General features: G+C 74.0%; 17 protein-coding genes. 5 read left to right on the top strand and 12 right to left on the bottom strand.

The window, feature by feature from the left end:
• Positions 1 to 7 precede the first annotated feature (7 nt).
• From FGW31_RS26310 to FGW31_RS26295, 4 genes are all read right to left on the bottom strand, one after another.
• Positions 8 to 1,522: a protein kinase domain-containing protein gene (locus FGW31_RS26310; RefSeq protein ID WP_142196014.1), complete on the bottom strand. Its 1,515-nt coding sequence runs from the start codon at positions 1,520 to 1,522 to the stop codon at positions 8 to 10.
• 12 nt (positions 1,523 to 1,534) lie between these two features.
• Positions 1,535 to 2,197 carry a DUF7019 family protein gene (locus FGW31_RS26305; RefSeq protein ID WP_142196013.1) on the bottom strand — a complete coding sequence of 221 codons (663 nt, stop codon included), beginning with the start codon at positions 2,195 to 2,197 and terminating at the stop codon, positions 1,535 to 1,537.
• A 190-nt stretch (positions 2,198 to 2,387) separates the two neighbouring features.
• Positions 2,388 to 3,350: a prolyl aminopeptidase gene (gene pip / locus FGW31_RS26300; RefSeq protein ID WP_142196012.1), complete on the bottom strand. Its 963-nt coding sequence runs from the start codon at positions 3,348 to 3,350 to the stop codon at positions 2,388 to 2,390.
• Positions 3,351 to 3,387: 37 nt separating this feature from the next.
• A complete protein-coding gene (locus tag FGW31_RS26295) occupies positions 3,388 to 4,104 on the bottom strand; it encodes a uracil-DNA glycosylase (protein ID WP_142196011.1) in 717 nt (238 codons plus the stop codon).
• Between the two features lie 407 nt (positions 4,105 to 4,511).
• On the opposite strand from FGW31_RS26295, the gene FGW31_RS26290 reads away from it, so the two are divergent.
• The gene (locus FGW31_RS26290) at positions 4,512 to 5,177 is read left to right on the top strand and encodes an RNA-binding S4 domain-containing protein (protein ID WP_142196221.1); all 666 of its coding nucleotides are present in this window, start codon (positions 4,512 to 4,514) and stop codon (positions 5,175 to 5,177) included.
• A gap of 215 nt (positions 5,178 to 5,392) precedes the next feature.
• Here FGW31_RS26290 and FGW31_RS26285 read toward each other — a convergent pair whose 3' ends face one another.
• Both FGW31_RS26285 and FGW31_RS26280 read right to left on the bottom strand, forming a co-directional pair.
• On the bottom strand, positions 5,393 to 5,875 hold the full coding sequence (locus FGW31_RS26285) for a DoxX family protein (RefSeq protein ID WP_142196010.1): 483 nt from the start codon (positions 5,873 to 5,875) through the stop codon (positions 5,393 to 5,395).
• A gap of 92 nt (positions 5,876 to 5,967) precedes the next feature.
• Positions 5,968 to 6,657: a class I SAM-dependent methyltransferase gene (locus tag FGW31_RS26280; RefSeq protein WP_142196009.1), complete on the bottom strand. Its 690-nt coding sequence runs from the start codon at positions 6,655 to 6,657 to the stop codon at positions 5,968 to 5,970.
• Between the two features lie 234 nt (positions 6,658 to 6,891).
• On the opposite strand from FGW31_RS26280, the gene FGW31_RS26275 reads away from it, so the two are divergent.
• Entirely contained in the window at positions 6,892 to 7,167 is a 276-nt protein-coding gene (locus FGW31_RS26275) for a DUF6343 family protein (protein WP_142196008.1), read from the top strand.
• Positions 7,168 to 7,186: 19 nt separating this feature from the next.
• Here FGW31_RS26275 and FGW31_RS26270 read toward each other — a convergent pair whose 3' ends face one another.
• The 4 genes from FGW31_RS26270 to rpsA all read right to left on the bottom strand — a co-directional run bounded on the left by FGW31_RS26270 (position 7,187) and on the right by rpsA (position 10,961).
• The gene (locus FGW31_RS26270) at positions 7,187 to 7,567 is read right to left on the bottom strand and encodes a tetratricopeptide repeat protein (RefSeq protein ID WP_142196007.1); all 381 of its coding nucleotides are present in this window, start codon (positions 7,565 to 7,567) and stop codon (positions 7,187 to 7,189) included.
• Between the two features lie 49 nt (positions 7,568 to 7,616).
• Positions 7,617 to 8,237 (bottom strand): dephospho-CoA kinase, encoded by a 621-nt coding sequence (gene coaE / locus FGW31_RS26265; protein ID WP_142196006.1) that lies wholly within the window; start codon positions 8,235 to 8,237, stop codon positions 7,617 to 7,619.
• An 82-nt stretch (positions 8,238 to 8,319) separates the two neighbouring features.
• Complete coding sequence (locus FGW31_RS26260; protein WP_142196005.1) at positions 8,320 to 9,258, bottom strand: PAC2 family protein; 939 nt, start codon at positions 9,256 to 9,258, stop codon at positions 8,320 to 8,322.
• Between the two features lie 209 nt (positions 9,259 to 9,467).
• The gene (gene rpsA, locus FGW31_RS26255; protein ID WP_142196004.1) at positions 9,468 to 10,961 is read right to left on the bottom strand and encodes a 30S ribosomal protein S1; all 1,494 of its coding nucleotides are present in this window, start codon (positions 10,959 to 10,961) and stop codon (positions 9,468 to 9,470) included.
• 306 nt (positions 10,962 to 11,267) lie between these two features.
• Between rpsA and FGW31_RS26250 the strand changes: the two genes are divergently transcribed.
• Both FGW31_RS26250 and hrpB read left to right on the top strand, forming a co-directional pair.
• Entirely contained in the window at positions 11,268 to 12,140 is an 873-nt protein-coding gene (locus tag FGW31_RS26250; protein WP_142196003.1) for a class I SAM-dependent methyltransferase, read from the top strand.
• A 4-nt stretch (positions 12,141 to 12,144) separates the two neighbouring features.
• Positions 12,145 to 14,703: an ATP-dependent helicase HrpB gene (gene hrpB, locus FGW31_RS26245; protein WP_142196002.1), complete on the top strand. Its 2,559-nt coding sequence runs from the start codon at positions 12,145 to 12,147 to the stop codon at positions 14,701 to 14,703.
• Positions 14,704 to 14,989: 286 nt separating this feature from the next.
• Here hrpB and FGW31_RS26240 read toward each other — a convergent pair whose 3' ends face one another.
• Positions 14,990 to 16,732: a lytic transglycosylase domain-containing protein gene (locus FGW31_RS26240; protein WP_142196001.1), complete on the bottom strand. Its 1,743-nt coding sequence runs from the start codon at positions 16,730 to 16,732 to the stop codon at positions 14,990 to 14,992.
• Positions 16,733 to 17,020: 288 nt separating this feature from the next.
• Between FGW31_RS26240 and FGW31_RS26235 the strand changes: the two genes are divergently transcribed.
• Positions 17,021 to 17,884: a DUF4184 family protein gene (locus tag FGW31_RS26235; protein ID WP_142196000.1), complete on the top strand. Its 864-nt coding sequence runs from the start codon at positions 17,021 to 17,023 to the stop codon at positions 17,882 to 17,884.
• Here the strand turns inward: FGW31_RS26235 and FGW31_RS26230 are convergent.
• Entirely contained in the window at positions 17,799 to 18,254 is a 456-nt protein-coding gene (locus tag FGW31_RS26230) for a hypothetical protein (RefSeq protein WP_142195999.1), read from the bottom strand. The genes FGW31_RS26235 and FGW31_RS26230 overlap by 86 nt on opposite strands.
• Positions 18,255 to 18,427 lie beyond the last annotated feature (173 nt).

Genomic DNA, 18,427 nt, shown 5'->3' with positions numbered 1-18,427 from the left:
GACCGTCTCACATCGCCTCCCTCAGGGCCCGCCCGAACTCCAGCGCCGACGGGACGGTCCGGCCGCCCGCATCCCCGTCGGCCAGGACGCTGTCGATCAGTCCGGCGAGCCGGACCGGAAGGGTGCGCGTTCTGCGCAGGACCGGCACCACGGGCTCGCGCAGGACCACGCCGACCGGGTCGGCGCCGTCCGGGAAGTCACGGGGTGTGGCGCCGGTGAGCGTCCAGTACAGGCATGCCGCCGCGGCCCACACGTCGACCGGCGGCGCCGCGTACTTGTAGTTGACGATCTGCGACCGGGGCATGAAGGCGACGCTGCCGCCCAGGGCGCCGGTCGACGTGTATCCGGACAGGCCCGCCCGCTCGAAGGCCTTGGCCAGGCCGAAGTCCGCGATCTTCACTTGCGGTTCGGTGCGGGGGCCGGTCAGGAGGATGTTCTGCGGCTTGACGTCCCGGTGCACGAGCCGGTCCGTGCCTGCCGGTGCCGGGCCGGAGGCAGAGCCGGCGGCAGAGGGGACGGCTTCCGTGACGGCTTCGGCCGCCGCGGCGGCGAGGGCTCCGGTCGCGGAGTCGCCGACGGCTTCGATGGTCGCGGAGTCGCTGGCGGCTCCGGTGGTCGCGGAGTCGCCGACGGCTCCGGTGGCAGTGTCCGTGGCGGCTTCGGTGGCAGTGTCCGTGGCTTCCGGCGCAGTGTCCGTGGCGGCTTCGAGGGCGTGGCGGCCGTGCAGGTACGCCAGGCCGTCGAGGACCTGGAGGATCAGGGCCACCGCCTCCTCGGGCGCGAGCGGGCCGCCCCGTTCCGCCACGCGCCGGGCCAGGCTTCCGCCGTCGCAGTACTCGCAGGCCAGGAAGAACCGCGTACCGGTGGAACCGGCCTCGTGGAACGCGACGAGACGCGGGTGGCGCAGGGTCCTGGTGATGTTGATCTCCCGCAGGAAGCCGTGCACCAGCTCCGGGCGGAGGACGGCATCGGGCCGGAGCACCTTCAGCGCGCGCAACTCGCCGGAGGGCCCGTGCCGCGCCAGGTGGACGGCGCCCTGGGCCCCGCGCCCGAGTTCGCGGACGAGGCTGTAGTCACCGATCCGTGCGTCACCGGCCGGGCGCGGGTGTCCGTCCGGTCTCCGGTGACCGGCACCGGTGGAGACCGCGACCACCACGCCGCCGAGGCGCACCTCGTCACCGTCGGCCAGCTCGTACGGCCGGGACGCGAACGGTGTCGATGCCGGTGCCGGTGTCGATGCCGGTGCCGGTATCGGTGTCTGTACCGGTGTCGGTGTCGGTGTCGGTGCGAGCCTGACGCCGTTGACGAACGTGCCGTTGCGGCTGCCGAGGTCGCGCAGCCGTACCGCGGGCGGGTCGATGTCGAACGCGCAGTGGTGGCGCGAGACCCGCCGGTCGTCGGCCGGTACCCGCAGGTCGCAGTCCTCCGCCCGGCCCACCAGCAACGCGGCCGGCCCTCGGAAGACGAACGTGCGTGCCGGCACGATCGTGCCCGTCGCCTCCAGCCGCACCGCCTCCCCCACGGTCCGCCGGCCTCAGTCCGCGAGGGCCACGTACAGCGGTGAGCCCAGCAGTACGGCCGATCCGTCGCCCGCTTCGGGATCCGGACCGTGCAGCAGCCGCTTGGCGACGAACTCCACCGTCTGCGCCGGTCCTTGCAGCCCGTCCGTGGCCTCGCGCACCGCCCGCAGGGCGAGGCCGTCCGGGTCGGGGGACGGGTCGGTGGCGGTGAACAGGGCCGCGATGCGGGGGTCCAGGCGCAGACCGTCCAGCAGGGACGGGAGCAGTGACCGCGTGAGGGGCGGGCCGTCCGCCGCGTCGGCCGAGGAGCCCAGAACGTGCCGGGTGGAGCCGCCCAGGCCGACGACCGTGCGGCCGGCGCGGGCGCCGAAGAACACCAGCGACATGTCGTCGCCGTGCGCCGGCGCGCCCCAACGCATCGGCAGCCGGCCCCGGAAGAACGGCCCGGGCTCCTCCAGCGTCCCGATGGCGCCGTCCTTCTCCAGCCGCTTCAGGACCCTGTCCAGCCGGCTCACGGGATCCGTGTCGGGAGAAGTCTCCACGCTCCGCCTGCCGTTGACGACCTTCAAGTCGACTCCGACCTCGGTCGTGCGCGTACCGGTGGACGACGGGTCGAGCTGTGACAGCAGCATGTCGACCTTGACGTCGCTGATGTACAGGTAGAACCGGTACGCCACCGGACAACCTCCGCTTCGGCCGAGGCGATCAGTATGGAACACGAACCGCACGCACCGCACCGGTTCGGTGTCTTCACCGGAGCCGAACCGGCCACGTCCGATCGCCGCGCCGGCTCCTGTGCGGGCGGCGCGCAGCGGCAGCGGCAGCGGGGCCCGACGTGCGGTACGAGTGGCGGCCGCAGAGGCCCTCTCAGACGCGGCGCGCGTACCGGTCCGTCGCCGCCACCAGCGCCTCGTCGCCGACCGCTCCGGCGTCGTGGCCGGCCTCGTCGACGATCACCAACTCGCTGTCCGGCCAGGCGTGGTGGAGCCGCCAGACGATGCCGAGGAGGTTGCCGAAGTCGAGGCTGCCCTGCACCAGCGTGCCGGGAATGCCCTTGAGAAGGTGGGCGTCCCGCAGGACCACGCCGTCGTCGTTGCCGTCGCCGAGGAAGTGGTCGTTGCCCCAGTAGTGGGTGACGGTCCGCGCGAAGCCCCTGCGGAACTCCGGGTCCTGGAACCGGGCGACCGAGCCCGGCGGCGCGGGGATCGTCGCCGTCTCCCAGTCGGTCCAGGCCCGCGCGGCGCGTTCCCGCACCTGCGGGTCGGGCGACTCCAGCAGCCGGTTGTACGCGGCGGCCACGTTGCCGTCGCGCTCACCGGCGGGCAATCCGGCGAGGAACCGCGCGTACGGCTCCGGGAAGACGGTGCCCAGTCCGCGGGTCAGCAGGGCGACCTCGGGGTTGGAGCCGGTGGCGACGGCGGTCAGCACCAGCTCGGAGACGACCCCGGGATGCGTCTGCGCGTACCGAAGGCCCAGGATCGAGCCCCACGACAGGCCCCACACCAGCCACCGGTCGATGCCGAGGTGGGCGCGCAGCCGCTCCAGGTCCGCCATGACGTGGGCGGTCGTGTTGACGCTCATGTCGGTGGCGGGGTCGCTCGCGGGAGGGGTCGACCGTCCGGCGCCGCGCTGGTCCAGCAGTACGACGCGGTACGCGGTGGGATCGAAGTAGCGCCGGTAGTTGGGGCGCAGGCCGCTTCCGGGGCCGCCGTGCAGCACCACCGCCGGCTTGCCCCGCGGGTTTCCGCACGTCTCCCAGTAGACGCGGTTGCCGTCCCCCACGTCGAGCATGCCGCGGTCGTACGGTTCGATCTCCGGATACAGGCCCATCGGGGCACCGTAACGTCCTCGGCCCGGAGGTTTCATCTCAATTCCGCACGGGCAGCCCGGCCGCCCCGGCCGCGGTGCGCAGGACCTCCCGGAGCATCCCGGGGGTGAGCCGGCCGGTGAAGGTGTTGCGCTGGCTGACGTGGAAGCAGCCGAAGAGGTGCAGGCCGGGGCCGTCGGCGGCGTCCAGGGTGACCCGGGCGCCGTGCGCGAAGGCGGGCCGGGGCCGCGGGACGGTCCAGCCGGCCTCGGCGAACGCGGGCAGCGCGGCCTGCCAGCCGAAGGCGCCGAGGACCAGCGCGGCGCGCACCGTCGGCCGCAGCAGGTGCAGTTCCTGCACCAGCCAGGGCCGGCAGGCGTCGCGTTCTGCGGGGGTGGGCTTGTTGGCGGGCGGGGCGCAGTGTACCGGCGAGGTGACGCGCACCCCGTACAGTTCCAGGCCGTCCCCGGCGTGCACGGACGTCGGCTGCGAGGCGAGCCCCACGTCGTACAGCGCCTGGTACAGCACGTCACCGGAGCGGTCGCCGGTGAACATCCGGCCGGTGCGGTTGCCGCCGTGCGCCGCGGGCGCCAGACCGACGATCAGCAGCCGGGCGTCCGGCGGCCCGAACCCGGGCACCGGCCGGCCCCAGTACGTCCAGTCCGCGAACGCGGCACGCCGGGTACGGGCGACCTCCTCGCGCCAGTCCACCAGCCGGGGGCAGGCGCGGCAGTCCGCGATGCGCCGGTCGAGCCGGGCGAGGCCGCTGGTGTCCATGGCTCCACGGTAGGCCGTCGAGCGGCGGGAGCGGTGGGTGCGGTGAGAGCGGTGAGAGCGGTGGGTGCGGTGACGGTGCCGCAGGTCTCGGGGCCCGCGGCCAGCCGGCCGCGCGGAAATCCCCGTACGGCCGGCGCGGCGGTCGGGCTAAGGTCGGAACCATGGTGACCGAGGGTGCCGACAGGGACAGGACGGGCGGGGCCCGGGATGCGGCGGACGCGACGCGGCCGACCGGGGACGCCGCATTCGTGCGGGGTCCGGCCGAGGACGCCGGGGATACGGCGTCTACGCGGGAGGCCGACGGGCACGCCGCGGGTGAGGCGTCCGCGCGGGGTGCCGACGGGCACGCCGAGGAGGCGGCGTCCGCGCGGGGTGCGGGCGGGGGCGCCGGGGATGCGGCGTCCGCGGTGGTGGATCCGAAGACCGCCGCGGCCGTGGCCGCCGCCGAGGCGGCCGGGCCGCAGCCCGGCGAGTCCGTCCGCATCGACAGCTGGATCTGGTCGGTGCGTCTGGTCAAGACGCGTTCCCTGGGCGCCGCCGCCTGCCGGGGCGGTCATGTGCGTCTCAACGGCGAGCGGGTCAAGCCCGCGCACTCCGTGCGCGTCGGTGACGAGGTGCGCCTGCGGCACGAGAACCGGGAGCGGATCGTCGTGGTGAAGCGGCTGATCCGCAAGCGGGTCGGTGCCCCGGTGGCCGCCCAGTGCTACATCGACAACTCGCCGCCGCCTCCGCCGCGCGAGGCCGTCGCTCCGGCCGGTGTCCGCGACCGCGGCACGGGCCGCCCGACCAAGCGCGACCGGCGTGAGATGGAACGCCTGCGTGGACTGGGCGGGCTCGGCGGCTTCGGCGGACCGGGCGGACTCGGTGGGGCCGGCGGGGCCGGTGGGCCCGGTGAGCCGGGCGCCGCGTCCGGTCGTTCCGGCGGCCGGGGCGCGTCCGGTGGCCGCCGGACGGCCGGAGGCCGTGGCGGCGGTGGCGGTGCGGGCCGTGGCGGCGGTGGCGGTGCGGGCGGTGGCCGGGCTGCCAAGGGCGGCCGTACGTCGCGCGGTGGCGGCGGCGCGGCGCGCCCCTGACGCATGCTGTCGGCGCAGTCCGGCAGCGCACCGCTGCGGGACCCGGCCGCACCGTCCCGGTCGGCCGGGTGCGGGACCGTGCTCGGGGCGCCGCGCGATCCCGGCCGGGCAGTGGTGCGAGAGCGACACGGGCGCGCGGACGGCGGGACGAAGGGACGGGTGGAGACGGACGGCGCCGCTCCCGTCCGGCTCCGTGATCCGCGCCGGAGGGGCCGTCAGCCGCGGCGACGCAGGAGGCGCAGCAGGTCCGCGTTGTGGCTCCGCCGCGCCCAGGCGATGTAGGCGAGCGGCACGACCAGGATCAGTGGTGTCGCCGCGTACTGACCGTCGAGCACGGTGATCTGCACGACGAACGCCCCCACCATCAGCGCGGCCAGCCCCGTCGCGGCGGCCGACTGCAGGACGGGGACCAACAGCCCGACCGCCCCGGCGAGTTCCAGCAGCCCGATGGCGTACATCCCCGTGCTGCCCCAGCCCATCTCGTCGAAGGTCTTGGCGGCCGAGGAGTGCGCGATCAGCTTCGGCAGCGCGCTCGGGATCGCGTAGAAGAGCGCGAGCAGCACCTGGAGTGCGCGCAGCGCGACCCGGGCACGTCTCCCGCGGACCGTCGCGGCCCCGGCGACGCTGGTACGGGCGGAGCGGGCAGAACGGGCGGCGGCAGACGCGGTGGTCGCGGCGGGAGCGGTGGTTTCCGACATGGGTTCTCCTGGGAAGCGGTGCGTGTCGCTGTCACAGGAGTAGACCGAGCCGCGGCCCCGAACTCATCGCGTCTCCGGGCGCTTCGGCCCGCTCAGTCGCCGGTCGCCACCGGCACCGCTCTCACCCACATCCCGTCCGCCGTGAGATACCGGTCCACCCGCAGCCCCGCCTCCCCGAGCGCCTCCTCGAACTGTTCCCTCGTCAACGGCCGTGCCCGGAACGTCTGCGTCCATACGGCGTCCGGGAAGACGTACTCGGCGTGCACCGAGTCGACCCCGTCCCCGACCGGCTCGGCCGAGACGATCCGCACGGTGAAACCGGCCGGGTCCACCCGCTCGCGCGGCACAGCGGTGTGGTAGTCCGGGCCCTCCCGCTGGATGAGGACGCAGCCGCCCTCGGCGAGGTGCCGCACACAGGTGCGCAGCATGCCCCGCCGCACCTCGACGTCCCCCACGTGCACCAGGAAGGACGCGAGGAGCACCACGTCGAAGGTCTCGCCGAGGTCGAGCCGCTCTATGGCGCTGCGTATCGTCCGCGCTCCGCGGACGCGCTCCAGCATCTCGGCGGACTCGTCCACCGCCGTGACGTCGAAGCCGCGCTCCAGCAGCGCATGGGTCATCCGCCCGACCCCGCTGCCCAGCTCCAGCACGCGCGCCCCCGCCGGCACCGCGGCGGCGATGATGTCCGGCTCGTCCCCGACGGGCAGCCGGGAGTAGAGCTCCACCGCGCAGCCGTCCGGAGTGATCGCCCCCGGTCCCGTCCCCTGGTACCCCTCACGCATTTTCAGCTCCATGCCCGTCCAACGGACCGCTCCCGCACACCCGTTCCCGAGCACCGCAGGTTCACCCGACCGAGTGAGCACCGGTGCCCGCACGCACGCTGCAGCCCTACGTGCACACGCGGTGAGGCCCCTCCGTCCCGTCCGCGGACGGTGAGGCCCTTCGGCCCCGTCCACGGGCGGTGAAGCCCTTTCGTAGAGGGAACCCGGACTTCACGAACCGCGGCTCGGGCGGGAGTGGTGATCGTGAAGCGTACGGGCAGTGAGCCGACGACCGCGCGCAGTGCGCTGCGGATGCGGTTCTGGCTGAGCGTGTGGGGGGTGGTCTGGACGGTGGCCGGGACGGTGGCGTTCGCGGTCGCGGGGCACCGCGGCTGGGCGCTCGTCTGCGGGCTGCTGTGGGTGCTCGTCACGATCGACCTGGTCGTCGTGCTCCGGCACATCCGCCAGGGGCCGCACTACCAGCCGGGGCCCGACGTCCCGCCGTACCGGCCGCCGGGGGGCCGCCCGTAGCACGGGCGGAGCCGGACACTCACGCGTCGAAGCGGGCGGCCTTCAGGTACTCCGGGTTCGGGTCGAGCGCGGCGGCGAGCCGGAAGTGCCGCTTGGCCGGGTGCGGGCGGCCCTGGCGCTGGTAGGTGCGGGCCAGCGCGAAGTGGGCGAAGGCGTTGTCCGGCTCGCGCTCCAGGACGAGGGAGAACTCGAGCTCGGCGGGCCGCAGCTGGGCCGCCGCGAAGAAGGCCCGGGCGCGCAGCAGCCGGGCGGCGGTGTTCTCGGGGTGGACGTCGATGACGCCGTCGAGCAGCTTCACCGCCCCCCGCGGATCCCGGGAGGCGAGCAGGTGCTCGGCGGCACGGAAGTCGATGACATGCGTCTCCGGCGTACGTCCGGTCGAACCGCTGGTCTCGGGCACGGCGGAATCCTTCCCTTGCTGACGGGGTTCAACGCACCGTCCGGGGCCGCTATTCCTGCGCGGACTCCCGTGACGTGCGGGCCCGGCGGACGAGTTCGGCCCACACCTCCTTGACGCGCCGTTCCAGCTCGTCGAGGGGAACGTCGTTGTCGATGACGATGTCGGCGATCTCCCGGCGCTGCTCGCGGGTCGCCTGGGCGGCCATCCGCGCGCGGGCGTCCTCCTCGCTCATGCCGCGCCGGCCCACCAGCCGGGCGAGCTGCGTCTCGGCGCTGGCGTCGACGACGATCACGAGGTCGTAGAGCGGGGCGAGGCCGTTCTCGGTGAGGAGGGGGACGTCGTGCACCACGACGGAGTCCTCGGCGGCGGCCTGTTCCAGTTCCCGGGAGCGGACGCCCACCAGCGGGTGGACGATCGAGTTGAGGACCGCCCGTTTGTCCGGGTCGGCGAAGACGATGGAGCCCAGCCGGGGCCGGTCGAGGCTGCCGTCCGCGGTGAGCACCTCCTCGCCGAAGGCGTCCACGACCGCCGCCAGGCCGGGCGTACCCGGTTCGACGACCTCGCGGGCGATGCGGTCCGCGTCGATCAGTACGGCGCCGCATTCGACGAGCAGCCGCGACACCTCGCTCTTGCCGGCGCCGATACCGCCGGTCAGGCCCACAGTCAGCATGGAAAGCAGCCTAGGGGGTGTCCGCGACATCGCCGACACCCTCCGAGCCCACGGCTCCCGCCGCCCCCGGAGCAGGGGTCGGCTAGCCGTCGCCCTCCCGCTCCGCCAGGAACCGTTCGAACTCGCGGCCGATCTCGTCCGCGGAGGGGATGTCCACCGGCTCGGCGAGCATGTTGCCGCGGGTCTCCGCACCCGCCGCGGCGTCGTACTGGTGCTCCAGGCCCTGGACGAGAGCGGTGAGCTCCTCGTCGCCCTCCCGGATCTGCCGGTCGATCTCGGTCTGGGTGCGGTGGGCGTCGGTGCGCAGGGAGTGCGCGACGCCGGGCAGGACCAGCCCGGTGGCGGCCGTGATGGCCTCCAGCGCGGTCAGGGCCGCATCGGGGTACGGGGACCGGGCGATGTAGTGGGGGACGTGCGCGGCGACGCCCAGGACGTCGTGCCCGGCCTGCATGAGCCGGTACTCGACGAGGGCCTCGGCGCTGCCGGGAACCTGCGCCTCGTCGAAGACGCTGCTGGTCACGGGCACGAGGTCGGTGCGGTTGCCGTGCGGGGTGATGCCGACCGGCCGGGTGTGCGGGACGCCCATGGGGATGCCGTGGAAGTTCACCGACAGGCGGACGCCGAGACGCTCCACGATCTGCTGCACGGCGGCGGCGAAGCGCTCCCACTCCACGTCCGGCTCGGGTCCGGACAGCAGCAGGAACGGCGCTCCGGTGGCGTCCTGGACGAGCCGCACCTCGATGGCGGGCACCTCGTAGTCGCTCCAGCGGTCGCGGGTGAAGGTCAGCAACGGGCGCCGGGCGCGGTAGTCCACGAGCCGGTCGTGGTCGAACCGGGCGACGACCTGGTGGGGCAGCGAGTCGAGCAGCCGGTCCACGATCTGGTCCCCGGTCTCGCCCGCGTCGATGTATCCGTCGAAGTGGTAGAGCATGACAAGTCCGGCCGACTCCTGCGCGAGCGCCATGTCGACGACGCCCAGCCCCTTCGGCTCCCATGCGTACAAACCCTGCGGATCAAGCACAGTGACCGCTCCTCCTCATGTTCGTACTGCACAACGTGGCACACGCCACCGACATTCCCGGACGCCGTGCAACTCCCTCGACCGGGGCGCGGCCTCGGGCGGGCCGGTCTCTCCCGCCGGGGCAGCGCCCCGGGGCAGCACTGAGGGGCCGCACCTCACAAGGTGCGGCCCCTCAGTTACGGGCTGTGCTGTGCCTCAGCGGCGAGCGGTCAGCTCTGGCCGCCGGCCAGCTTCTCGCGGAGCGCGGCAAGCGCCTCGTCCGAGGCCAGCGCGCCGGAGTTGTCGGCGCCCTCGGAGGAGTACGAACCGCCACCGGACGCGGCCGGAGCGGCGGCCTCGCCACCCTCGGCAGCGGCCTGGGCGTCCGCCTCGCGGGACTTGATGACCTGCGCCTGGTGCTGCTCGAAGCGCTGCTGCGCCTCGGCGTACTGGCGCTCCCACTCCTCGCGCTGCTTCTCGTAGCCCTCGAGCCAGTCGTTGGTCTCGGGGTCGAAGCCCTCGGGGTAGATGTAGTTGCCCTGGTCGTCGTAGGACGCGGCCATGCCGTACAGGGTCGGGTCGAACTCGACCGCCGACGGGTCGGCACCGAAGGACTCGTTGGCCTGCTTCAGCGAGAGGCTGATGCGACGGCGCTCGAGGTCGATGTCGATGACCTTGACGAAGATCTCGTCGTTGACCTGGACGACCTGCTCCGGGATCTCCACGTGGCGCTCGGCCAGCTCGGAGATGTGGACCAGACCCTCGATGCCCTCGTCCACGCGGACGAACGCACCGAACGGAACCAGCTTCGTGACCTTGCCGGGCACGACCTGGCCGATCTGGTGGGTGCGGGCGAACTGCTGCCACGGGTCTTCCTGGGTCGCCTTCAGCGACAGGGAGACGCGCTCGCGGTCCATGTCGACGTCGAGGACCTCGACGGTGACCTCCTGGCCGACCTCGACGACCTCGGACGGGTGGTCGATGTGCTTCCAGGACAGCTCGGAGACGTGGACCAGACCGTCGACGCCACCCAGGTCCACGAAGGCACCGAAGTTGACGATCGAGGAGACGACGCCGGAACGGACCTGACCCTTCTGGAGGGTGGTGAGGAACGTCTGGCGGACCTCGGACTGGGTCTGCTCCAGCCAGGCACGGCGGGACAGGACCACGTTGTTGCGGTTCTTGTCCAGCTCGATGATCTTGGCCTCGAGCTCCTTGCCCACGTAGGGCTGGAGGTCGCGGACGCGGCGCATCTCGACCAGGGAGGCCGGGAGGAAGCCACGGAGGCCGATGTCGAGGATGAGACCACCCTTGACGACCTCGATGACGGTACCGGTGACGATGCCGTCCTCTTCCTTGATCTTCTCGATGGTGCCCCAGGCACGCTCGTACTGGGCGCGCTTCTTCGAGAGGATCAGGCGGCCTTCCTTGTCCTCCTTCTGGAGGACCAGGGCCTCGATCTCGTCGCCGACGGCGACGACCTCGTTCGGGTCGACGTCGTGCTTGATCGAGAGCTCGCGGCTCGGGATGACACCTTCGGTCTTGTAACCGATGTCGAGCAGGACCTCGTCCCGGTCGACCTTCACGATGACGCCGTCGACGATGTCGCCGTCGTTGAAGTACTTGATCGTCTCGTCGATCGCTGCGAGGAATGCTTCCTCGTTACCGATGTCGTTGACCGCTACCTGCGGGGTGGTGGCGGTGGTCTCGGTGCTGCTCGTCATGTGGGAAAGGGCTCCGGTACGGACATTGAAGTCGTAGGTACTGCTACGCCGGAGCCCGTTTCGCTCTGCAGAAGCCGGACAGCCAAGGAAGCGCCCCACCGGTGAACAGTGATGACGCCTCGACAACCGAGGGGACATACAACAGATGCGAGCGCAGCCTGCTACGTCTGAGGTGCGCAGGCCCGCAGCGCAACTTGTAGCATACGGGGGCAGCCGGGCAGGGTCAATGCGCGAAGCCGCCCAGCGGGGGCGGATCGCCGCATAACCGGCACAATTCCCGTCCCGCGAGGCCAAACGGGGGCCGTCATGCGCCCCTCGGCGACACACCGGGGTCCGGCTGGACGGAAGAGTACGACGAGGGAGCCGATCATCCAAGAGCCCGAAGCGCCCGAACCGGAGGCGACCCGGCGGGACGCCGGTGTCACCGAGAGCGCACGCGCCAACCGGGGCTGGTGGGACCGCAACGCGGACGAGTACCAGATCGAGCACGGCACGTTCCTCGGTGACGACCGCTTCGTGTGGGGACCCGAGGGGCTGGACGAGTTGGAGGCCGAGCTGCTCGGCCCGCCGGAGGACCTGAAGGGCAGGGACTTCCTGGAGCTGGGCGCCGGCGCGGCGCAGTGCTCGCGCTGGCTGGCCGCCCAGGGGGCACGTCCGGTGGCCCTGGACATCTCGCACCGGCAGTTGCAGCACGCGCTGCGCATCGGCGGGCCGTTCCCGCTGGTGTGCGCGGACGCGGGCGCGCTGCCGTTCGCCGACGGCTCCTTCGACCTGGCCTGCTCGGCGTACGGGGCGCTGCCGTTCGTCGCCGATCCGCGGCAGGTGCTGCGCGAGGTGCACCGCGTGCTGCGGCCGGGCGGCCGGCTGGTGTTCTCCGTGACCCATCCGATCCGCTGGGCGTTCCCGGACGAGCCGGGCCCGGAGGGGCTGAGCGTGTCCGGGTCGTACTTCGACCGCACGCCGTACGTGGAGCAGGACGACGAGGGCCGCGCGGTGTACGTGGAGCACCACAGGACCGTCGGGGACCGGGTCCGCGACGTCGTGGCCTCGGGGTTCCGTCTGGTGGACCTGGTGGAGCCGGAGTGGCCGGCCTGGAACACCTCCGAGTGGGGCGGCTGGTCGCCGCTGCGCGGGAACCTGATCCCGGGCACGGCGATCTTCGTGTGCGTACGGGACTGAGTGCGTGATCCGTCATGACGCCCTGGAGGCCCTTCCGGTCCGCGCCGTCCTGCCCGGGCTGACCGGTGCGCTCGACGCGCACGGCACCGCCGTGCTGGTGGCGCCGCCGGGCACCGGCAAGACGACGCTGGTGCCCCTGGCGCTGGCCGGGCTGCTCGGTGACGGGCCCGCGCGGCGCGTGGTGGTCGCCGAGCCGCGGCGGATCGCGGCCCGCGCGGCGGCGCGGCGGATGGCGTGGCTGCTGGGCGAGCGGGTCGGGGAGTCCGTCGGGTTCACCGTGCGCGGGGAGCGGGCGGTGGGCCGGGACACGCGCGTGGAGGTCGTCACCACCGGTGTGCTGCTGCAGCGCCTGCAGCGCGACCAGGAGCTGACCGGGGTGGACGTGGTGGTGCTCGACGAGTGCCACGAGCGGCATCTGGACGCGGACATGGTGGCGGCGTTCCTGTGGGACGTGCGCGAGACGCTGCGTCCGGATCTGCGGCTGGTGGCGGCGTCGGCGACCACGGACGCGGCGGGCTGGGCGCGGCTGCTGGGCGACGCGCCGGTGGTGGAGGCGCACGGTGCCGCGTTCCCGGTGGAGGTGGTGTGGTCGCCGCCGGCGCGTGCGGTGCGGCCGCCGCACGGGATGCGGGTCGATCCGGCGCTGCTGGCGCATGTGGCGTCGGTGGTGCGGCGGGCGCTGGCCGAGCGGGACGGGGACGTGCTGGTGTTCCTGCCCGGCGTGGGCGAGATCGCGCGGGTGGCCGGGCAGCTGGGGGACGCGGGCGGCGTCGAGGTGCTCCAGGTGCACGGGCGGGCGCCGGCCGACGTGCAGGACGCGGTGCTGAGGCCCGGGGAGCGGCGCCGGGTGGTGCTGGCGACGTCGGTGGCGGAGTCGTCGCTGACGGTTCCCGGGGTGCGGGTGGTCGTGGACTCGGGGCTCGCGCGGGAGCCGCGTGTGGACCACGCGCGGGGGCTGAGCGCGCTGACGACGGTGCGGGCCTCGCGGGCGGCGGGCCGGCAGCGGGCGGGTCGGGCCGGGCGTGAGGCGCCGGGCACGGTGTACCGCTGCTGGGCGGAGGCGGAGGACGCGCGGCTGCCGCGGTTCCCCTCCCCCGAGATCAAGGTGGCCGATCTGACGGCGTTCGCGCTCCAGGCGGCCTGCTGGGGTGATCCGGACGCGTCCGGGCTGGCGCTGCTGGATGCTCCGCCGGGCGGGGCGATGGCGGCGGCCCGGGAGGTGCTGACGGCGATCGGTGCGGTCGGGCCGGACGGTAGGGCCACGGAGCGCGGGGTGCGGCTGGCGCGGCTGGGGCTGCATCCGCGGCTGGGCCGGGCGCTGCTGGACGCCGGGCCGGTGGTGGGCGTCGGGCCGGCCGCCGAGGTGGTCGCGCTGATCGCGGAGGAACCGCCGCGCGACTACGGCGACGACCTCGCCCGCGCACTGCGCACCGCCCGGCGCGGGGGTGACGCGTACGCCGCGCGGTGGCGGACGGAGGTCCGCCGGCTGCGGGCTCTCGCCTCCGAGGCCGCGGGCGGGAGCGCACGGGGGTCGGCTGCGGTACCTGCCGGCGGGAGCGACGATCCGGCGGGGTCGCCGGCGAAGGGCGGGGAGGACGCGCGGGTCGGGCTGGTGGCGGCGCTGGCCTTTCCCGAGCGGGTCGGCCGGCTGGACGGCGGGTCGTATCTGATGGTGGGCGGGACGCGGGCCGAGGCGGGCGCGGGTTCCGGTGTGCAGGGTGCGGAGTGGGTGGCCGTGGCGGTGGCCGACCGGCCCGTGGGCCGGGGGCACGCGCGCGTGGGTCTCGGCGCGGTCGTCGACGAGGCGGTCGCACGGTTCGCGGCCGGGGCGCTGCTGGAGTCGCGTACGGAGGTGCGCTGGGCGGACGGGGACGTCGTGGCGCGGCGCGTCGAACGGCTCGGCGCGGTGGAGCTGGCGGTACGGCCGCACACCGACGCCGACCCCGCGCTCGTCCGGGCGGCGCTGCTGGAAGGGCTGCGGCGGGAGGGGTTCGGGCTGCTGCGGTGGCCGGCGGGGGCGGCCGTGCTGCGGCAGCGGCTGGCCTTCCTGCACGGCCGGCTCGGCGAGCCGTGGCCGGACGTGTCCGACGAGGCGCTGCACGCGTGTGCGGCGCGGTGGCTGGAGCCGGAGCTGAGCCGTGCCCGTCGGCGGGCGGACCTCGCGCGGATCGACGCCGGGCAGGCACTGACGCGGCTGCTGCCGTGGGCCTCCGGCGAGGCCGCGCGGCTCGACGACCTCGCGCCCGAGCGGATCACCGTGCCCAGCGGGTCCGCGATCCGCGTCGACTACTCCGACCCGGAGCAGCCGGTGCTGGCCGTGAAGCTGCAGGAGATGTTCGGGCTTCAGGAGTCGCCGCGGGTGGCGGGCGTGCCGCTGCTGGTGCACCTGCTCTCCCCGGCGGGCCGGCCGGCCGCCGTCACCGCCGATCTCGCCTCGTTCTGGCGGGACGGCTACAAGGGCGTACGGGCCGAGCTGCGGGGCCGCTATCCCAAGCATCCGTGGCCCGAGGACCCGGCCGCCGCCGAACCGACCCGGCACACCAACGCCCGGCTGCGGCGGTGAGCCGCGTCCGGCTCGGACGGTGAGCCACCTGTGACTCGGGTGGTGAGCCGGTCCGATGCTCGGACGGTCGGCCGCCTTCGGCTCGGGTCGGGCGGGGAGCGGATGGACGGGAGCGGATGCGGGCCGGAGAGGCATTGCGGCCGGGAGCCGGTGCGTGTCGGACGGTGGCGGATGCGTGTGAGGGCGCCTCTTCGCCGTGCCGGTGAAGAGACGCCCTCGTGCGCTGTGCGCGGGCCGGTGAGCCAGTGGGCCGGTGGGCCAGTGGGCCGGTGGGCCGGTGGGTGGGTCAGGTGCTCGGGGTCTCCGACGGGCTCGGGGACGTCGTCGTGGCCTCCGCCACGGTCAGTTCGACGGTGAGGGTCGCGCCGCCCGCGGTGGTGATGCGGAGCAGGAACGTGCCGGCGGTGTCGTCCGCGTACAGCTGCGGCAGCTTCAGCAGGCCGTTCTCGTCCGTCGTCAGACCGCTCAGGGTGCGGATCGTCCTGCCGTCGGCGTCCTTGAAGTAGGGGCCCTTGTCATTGACGGTCGGGTCGTCGGCCGACTTGATGAGCGTGGCGGTGGCGGCGACCCCGTCGGCGGCGGCACCGTCGTACGTGGCCCGCACCTCGACCGGCTCGGCGAACTCCCCGCCCGGGGTGCACGTCAGCTCCGCCTCGCTGGTGCGGACCAGGGCGTCGGCGGCGCGCTCGGTGACGGTCACCGGGTAGGCGAGGCCCGGGAACGCTCGGCCCACGACGGTGGCGCGGACGGTGAACTCGCCGGTCTTCTCTCCCGCCCGGAGCGCCGGCGCCACGGCGACGCCGGAGCTGTTGGTGAGGACGGTGGCCACGCTCTCGCCGCCGGTGAAGGTGGTGTCGGTGTCGCCGACGACGGTGAAGCGCACCCGCACCTTGGCCACCGCCTTGCCCGTCTCCGTCTCGGCGCGCGCGCTGATCCGCTCGGTGAACGCGTCGCCCGCCATCGCGGTGAGCCGCTCGGTTCCGGCGTCCTGCAGGTGGTGCACCGTGTCGGTCGGCGTCGGCGTCGACGTCGGCGGAGGAGTGGGCGTGGGGTCGGTGCTGGGCGGCGGCGTGGTCGGGCTGCCGGTGTCCGGGGCGTTCGGCCCCGGGCTCGGGCTGCTGCCGGACGGCTTGCCGGGCTTGGGGTCGGGCTTCGGCGAGGAGGTGCCGGGCGCCGACGGGGAGGGGCGCGTGGTGGTGTCGTCGCTGCGGCCGCCGGGCAGGGCGCCGGTGCCGTCGGGGATCTCGTGCGTGCCCCTGCGGTAGTACTCCAGCCACGACAGGACGGTGTTCAGGTAGTCCGTCGAGTTGTTGTAGCTGAGGATCGCCTTGTTGAGGTCCGCCTGGTCGGACAGGTCCCAGCCGAACCGGCACAGGTAGTGGCCGGCGGCGAGGGCGGCGTCGTAGATGTTGTTGGGGTCCTTGCGGCCGTCGCCGTTTCCGTCGCGGCCCGCCCATTCCCAGGTGGACGGGATGAACTGCATGGGGCCGACGGCATGGTCGTAGGTGCTGTTGCCGTCGTAGGCGCCGTTGTCGGTGTCCCGGATGGTGGCGAAGCCGTTGCCGTCGAGCTGGGGGCCGAGGATCGGGGAGACCGTGGTGCCGTCGGCGGTGACTCGTCCGCCGCGGGCCTGACCGGACTCCACCTTTCCGATGGCGGCGAGGAGTTGCCAGGGCAGGTTGCAGCCGGGCTTCTTCTCGCGCAGCGCGGCCTCGGCCTTCTTGTAGGCGTCGAGGACGGTCGCGGGTATGCCGGCCTCGGCCGAGCCCGGGACGGCCTCGCCGGCGCCGGTGCTCGGGGCGGGGCTGGGGCTGTTGAGCGGCGGCAGGTCCGTGTAGTAGGGCGAGTTGCCGGTCGCGCTGTCCACGGTGTCGTCGGGCGAGGGCGTGGCGTCGGAACTGGTCTGTCTGCCCTGGCCGTCGACCGTCACACCCGGAGCCTGGGAAGCGGACAGGGCCGCCACCGCCGCCGCGGCCACTGCGGTGGTTGCCGCTCCCTTGCGCAGCCTCCTGCCGAAATGCGCCGCCATAGAGTGAACCCCTCCCGTGGACGCCGGGGCGTCCGTCAGCGTGTGTTGTGTCCGCCCTGTTGTGACGATCTGCCCGCCCCACTGGTTGCCCCCGGAGGGCCTTCCGGCACGACGGCCCTCGCGACCCTACGACAACTTGCTGTGCACGGACACCCGTTGATGCCGGATATACACCGGTTCGGCCATCTTCGTTCTCCGGGCGGTCCGGTGGTAGGGCGTCCCGCATACTGAGGCCTGCCGGCCGTCGTGACCCAGCGGTCCGGCCAACCACTGCCGCGAGGAGCCGAGTTGCCGTTCACCCTGAGTCATGCGGCGGCGGTCCTGCCGGCCGTGCGCGCCGACGGGAGCGGGCGTGCCTCGCTGGTTCCCGCCGTGCTGGTCGCGGGCAGCTTCGCTCCCGACACGACCTATTACGCGGCGAGTGTCCTGTCGGGTGCGATGGAGTTCGGGGACGTCACCCACGCCTTCTGGGGCGTGTTCACGGTCGACGTGCTCATCGCCTGGACGCTGGTGGGGCTGTGGCTGCTGGTCCGCGAGCCGCTGGTGGCCCTGCTGCCGCGGGCCCTCCAGGGGCGGGCGGCGGCACTGCTGCGCTGCGGCGCGCCCCGGGCGCGGGTACGGGCGTCGCTGCTGGCGCGCTGGTACGTCTCGGCGGTACTGGGGGCGCTGACGCACGTGGTGTGGGACGCCTTCACGCACCTCGACCGGTGGGGGATGCGGGTGTTCCCGGTGCTGGGCCGGGAGATCGCGGGCTCGCCCCTGTACTGGTACCTGCAGTACGGCGGGTCGGCGGTGGCCGCGGTCGTCATCGTCGTGTTCGTGGCGCGGGCGCTGCGCCGGACGACGCCCGGGGCCGGGCCGACCGGGGTGCCGCGGCTGTCCGCGCGGGACCGTTGGTGGGCCGTCGCGCTGTTCGCCGGGTGCGCGCTGCCGGCGGCGGTACATCGGGCCTCACGGTGGTGGGCCTACTGGGGGTCGACCGCGAAGCCCTGGGAACTGATTCCGACGGTGTGTTTCGGGGCGGGCGCGGGGCTCGCCGTCGCGCTGCCGCTGTACGCGGTGGCCGTCAGGGCGTGGCGTCCGGCCGTCCGGGCAGACCCGGATCCGGAAGCGGCCGGTGAGCGGCGGCCGAGCCGTACGGCCGCACGCTGAGGGTGTCGCTCGCCGCGACGAACACGGTGACGGTGCGGACCGGGCGGGGCCGGGGCAGCAGGGTGAGCGCCAGGGTGAGGTAGGCGCGGGCCAGCTCGGCCCACAGCCGCCAGGGCGGCTGCTCTCCGGGGACACCGGGACGGCCGGGCAGTAGGGCGGTGGCGGCGCGGTCGGCGCGCCGTGGGCCGTCGACGATGCGGCGGCCCAGGTCCGCCGTGGCGCGCCGCAGAGCGGTCGCGAGGGTGGCGGGGATGCGGGCGGTGCTTGCGGCGGCCGCGAAGACGGGAACCGGCGGAAACGCCTCGAGGGTGGGTCCGTCGGTGCCGGCCCGCGGGGGTGCCGCTCTGCGGTGAAGCATGCGTATACCCATGCCTCGCATGGTGTCCCGGCCCACCGGACGGCGGCGCCTCCGCGAGGGCCACGCGAGTGAAGCTCCCGCCCGGGAGTGCGCCGCGCGGGGCCGCGACCTATCGGGCTCGCCGGGCAGCGGTGGGAGCCGGACCGTGGCGGAGCCGCGCGTGGGAGCCGGGGAGCGGCGGGAGC

Source organism: Streptomyces calvus, assembly GCF_006782915.1.
Taxonomy (GTDB): domain Bacteria; phylum Actinomycetota; class Actinomycetes; order Streptomycetales; family Streptomycetaceae; genus Streptomyces; species Streptomyces calvus.
This window is presented reverse-complemented; position numbering and strand designations above follow the sequence as displayed.

Bases quoted from the DNA above. Each gene is read 5' to 3' on its own strand.
- FGW31_RS26240 (WP_142196001.1), bottom strand. From the start codon at position 16,732: ATGGCGGCGCATTTCGGCAGGAGGCTGCGCAAGGGAGCGGCAACCACC.
- rpsA (WP_142196004.1), bottom strand. From the start codon at position 10,961: ATGACGAGCAGCACCGAGACCACCGCCACCACCCCGCAGGTAGCGGTC.
- FGW31_RS26230 (WP_142195999.1), bottom strand. From the start codon at position 18,254: ATGGGTATACGCATGCTTCACCGCAGAGCGGCACCCCCGCGGGCCGGC.
- FGW31_RS26280 (WP_142196009.1), bottom strand. From the start codon at position 6,657: ATGCGTGAGGGGTACCAGGGGACGGGACCGGGGGCGATCACTCCGGAC.
- FGW31_RS26285 (WP_142196010.1), bottom strand. From the start codon at position 5,875: ATGTCGGAAACCACCGCTCCCGCCGCGACCACCGCGTCTGCCGCCGCC.
- coaE (WP_142196006.1), bottom strand. From the start codon at position 8,237: ATGCTGACTGTGGGCCTGACCGGCGGTATCGGCGCCGGCAAGAGCGAG.
- FGW31_RS26250 (WP_142196003.1), top strand. From the start codon at position 11,268: ATGCGCCCCTCGGCGACACACCGGGGTCCGGCTGGACGGAAGAGTACG.
- pip (WP_142196012.1), bottom strand. From the start codon at position 3,350: ATGGGCCTGTATCCGGAGATCGAACCGTACGACCGCGGCATGCTCGAC.
- FGW31_RS26295 (WP_142196011.1), bottom strand. From the start codon at position 4,104: ATGGACACCAGCGGCCTCGCCCGGCTCGACCGGCGCATCGCGGACTGC.